Origin of the sequence: Enterovirga sp., assembly GCF_028290205.1 — a bacterium.
In the GTDB taxonomy this organism is placed as follows: Bacteria; Pseudomonadota; Alphaproteobacteria; order Rhizobiales; family Beijerinckiaceae; genus Enterovirga.
In genome coordinates this window covers 1-3,160 of sequence record NZ_JAQGKF010000218.1, presented here as the reverse complement: position 1 = coordinate 3,160, position 3,160 = coordinate 1, and the positions used below count along the sequence as shown (strand labels likewise).

The following is a 3,160-nucleotide window of genomic DNA, read 5'->3' as shown; positions in this document are numbered from 1 at the left end:
TCGGCATCACGAATCAGCGCGAGACGGCCCTCGTCTGGGACCGCCGCACCGGCGAGACGGTCGGCCGCGCCATCGTGTGGCAGGACCGCCGGACGGCGCCGCTCTGCGCGCGCCTGAAGGAGGAGGGTCATGAGGCGCTGATCGCGCAGCGGACCGGCCTGCTGGTCGACCCGTATTTCTCGGCCACCAAGGTTGCCTGGATCCTGGACCATGTGCCGGGTGCGCGCGCGCGGGCCGAGCGCGGCGAACTCCTGTTCGGCACGGTGGATTCGTTCCTGCTGTGGAAGCTGACCGGCGGGCGGGTGCACGGGACCGATGCCACCAATGCCTCGCGCACCATGCTGTACGACATCCGGCGCGGCGCCTGGGACGAGGATCTGCTGCGGCTGCTGCGCATCCCGGCCGCGATGCTCCCCGAGGTGCGGGATTGCGCGGCCGAGTTCGGCACGACCGAGCCCGGCATCTTCGGAGCGCCGATCGCGATCCGTGGCATCGCGGGCGATCAGCAGGCCGCCATGATCGGCCAAGCCTGTTTCTCGCCCGGCATGGTGAAATCGACCTACGGCACGGGCTGCTTCGCCCTGCTCAACACGGGCGAGACCCCGATCGCCTCGAAGAACCGGCTTCTCACGACGATCGCCTACCAGCTCGGTGGCCGGCGTCACTACGCGCTCGAAGGCTCGATCTTTGTCGCCGGCGCCGTGGTGCAATGGCTGCGCGACGGCCTGGGGCTCATCGCCAACGCGGCCGAAAGCAGCCGCAAGGCGCAGGCGGCAGACCCGGCGCAGGAGCTCTACCTCGTGCCGGCCTTCGTCGGCCTCGGCGCGCCCTATTGGAACCCCGACGTGCGCGGCGCGCTCTTTGGCATCTCGCGCGGCACCGGGCCGAACGAGATCGCCAGGGCCGCGCTGGAAAGCGTGTGCTTCCAGACCGTCGACCTTCTGGTCGCGATGCGAGCCGACTGGCCGGACGGCGACGGGGCCGGGACGGTGCTGCGGGTCGACGGCGGCATGACGGCCTCGGACTGGACGATGCAGAGCATTGCCGACCTCATCGGGGCGCCGGTGGACCGGCCGGAGATCCAGGAAACCACAGCGCTTGGCGCGGCCTATCTCGCGGGCTTGCAGGCCGGCATCTATCCGGAGCCGGAGCGCTTCTCCGATACTTGGCGCCTCGACCGGCGCTTCACGCCGGCGCTCGACCCGGGCACGCGCGAGCGCAAGATCGCCGGCTGGCGCCGTGCCGTGCAGGCGCTGCTGGCGACGAGTGCCTGACCTGCTGCCCTAGCCTGGGTTTTGCATGGGCGGGCCCTCGCCCAGCATCGCCAGCCGCTCGGCCATGTGGGCGGGCGGGGGCGCCTCCACGTGGATCGGCGGCTTCTTGGGATAAAGCGGCAGCGTGATGCTTCGGGCGTGCAGGTGCAGGCGCGGGCCGCCGCGCCCCGAGCCGCTGCCATAGGCGGCATCCCCAAGGATCGGCCAACCCTGCGCAGCGCAATGCACCCGGAGCTGGTGCGTCCGTCCGGTGACAGGCCGCAGCTCCAGCCAGGTTTGTCCGTCGGCGCGGCCGAGCACCCGCCACGTCGTGAGCGAAGCCTGCCCCGCGGGATCCACCTTCATCAGCCAGTTCGCCGGGTCGGGCGAGCGCGGCGCGAGCGGCAGATCGATCTCGCCCTCGTCGGTCTCCGGGCCGCCCACCACCACCGCCCAATAGGTCTTCTCGACCTTGCTGCTGGCAAAGAGCTTGCCGAGGCGAATCAGCGCCTGGCGGTGCCGGCCGAGAACGAGGCAGCCGGACGTGTCCTTGTCGAGCCGATGCGCCACCTCCGGCCGGCGCGGCAGGCCGAAGCGGAGCCCCTCGAGGGAGGCCGTGAGGTTCGGCCCGCCGCCCGGTCCGGGATGAACCGCGATCCCCGCAGGCTTGTCGATGACGAGCATCAATGCATCGCGGTAGAGGAGCGGAGGCACTATCTGTGTCGAACCCATTCTGACCCGAGCTATCCCGAGCCCTCTCGGCCCGGCAAGGACTGTTCATGGCGTTGCTAGGCAAGAAGCCGGGCTGGCTTCTCGACAAGATTCTCGGGCGCAGCACGGACGAGCGGCTGCGCGAGGAGGCTGCGGCCGAGCACGCGGCGGATATGGCGCCCGGGCCGGAGCCGCTGCCAGAGCCGCCGGCCCTGTCGCCCGCCTCGCTGTATGAGGGGCAGCCCGACTTTATCCCGGCCGCCGATGCCGGCCCGCTCCCGGTCGCGCCGCCCACCGTCACGGAAGCCTCGCCCGAGACGCCGGCTGTCGAAAAACCCGTCGACGAGCTGAGAGGCGCGACCCTGCAGCCTGTGGTCGGCCAGCCGGAAGGTGGCGGGCCGGCCGAGCCCATCCCGCGCCTCGCGACCGAGGAGGGCTCCCCCGTCACGGAGCCTGCCCCGCCTGCGGCGACCCCGGCCGCGCCCGCCTTTGTGCCGGAACCGGTCGCGCCCGTACCCGAGCCTGTGCCCGAATCGGCCGCCGAGCAGCGCGGCTGGTGGCGGCGCCTAACGGAGGGCATGCGCCGGACCTCGTCCTCGATCAGCGACAGCGTCACGGGGCTGTTCACCAAGCGCAAGCTCGACCGCGCGACCCTTGATGACCTGGAGGACGTGCTCATCGGGGCCGACCTCGGGATCGAGACCGCGACCCGGATTTCCGAAGCCGTCGGGGCCGGCCGCTACGACCGCGAGATCTCGCCAGGCGAGGTGAAGACGATCATGGCCGCGGAGATCGAGAAGGTGCTGGCGCCGGTCGCGATGCCGCTCTCGGTGGATCGCGGCCGTAAGCCGTTTGTCCTCCTGATGGTGGGCGTGAACGGCGCCGGCAAGACGACCACGATCGGCAAGCTCGCCCAGAAATTCCGGCGCGACGGCCTGTCGGTCATGATCGCGGCCGGCGACACGTTCCGGGCCGCTGCGATCGAGCAGCTCAAGGTGTGGGGCGAGCGCGTCGGCGCGCCCGTGATCGCGAAGGGGCAGGGGGCAGATGCCGCCGGCCTCGCGTTCGACGCGCTGACCGAGGCGCGCGAGCGCGGCGCGGACGTGCTGATGATCGACACAGCCGGACGGCTGCAGAACAAGGACGGCCTGATGGCGGAGCTCGAAAAGATCAACCGGGTGATACGCAAGGACGAT

3 protein-coding genes are annotated in these 3,160 nt (G+C 71.0%); 2 read left to right on the top strand and 1 reads right to left on the bottom strand.

Annotated elements, in window-relative coordinates; genetic code table 11:
- Positions 1–1,274, top strand: a 1,274-nt coding sequence (locus JWR86_RS15090; protein WP_299567073.1) for a glycerol kinase, incomplete at its 5' end; no start/stop codon positions are given.
- A 9-nt stretch (positions 1,275–1,283) separates the two neighbouring features.
- Here JWR86_RS15090 and JWR86_RS15085 read toward each other — a convergent pair.
- A complete protein-coding gene (locus tag JWR86_RS15085) occupies positions 1,284–1,985 on the bottom strand; it encodes an RluA family pseudouridine synthase (protein WP_299567071.1) in 702 nt (233 codons plus the stop codon).
- Positions 1,986–2,137: 152 nt separating this feature from the next.
- On the opposite strand from JWR86_RS15085, the gene JWR86_RS15080 reads away from it, so the two are divergent.
- Positions 2,138–3,160: signaling recognition particle receptor family protein (locus tag JWR86_RS15080; protein ID WP_299567075.1), on the top strand; the 1,023-nt coding region annotated here is incomplete at its 3' end.

Coding starts and splice junctions, on each gene's coding strand:
- JWR86_RS15085 (WP_299567071.1), bottom strand. CDS start 1,985: ATGGGTTCGACACAGATAGTGCCTCCGCTCCTCTACCGCGATGCATTG.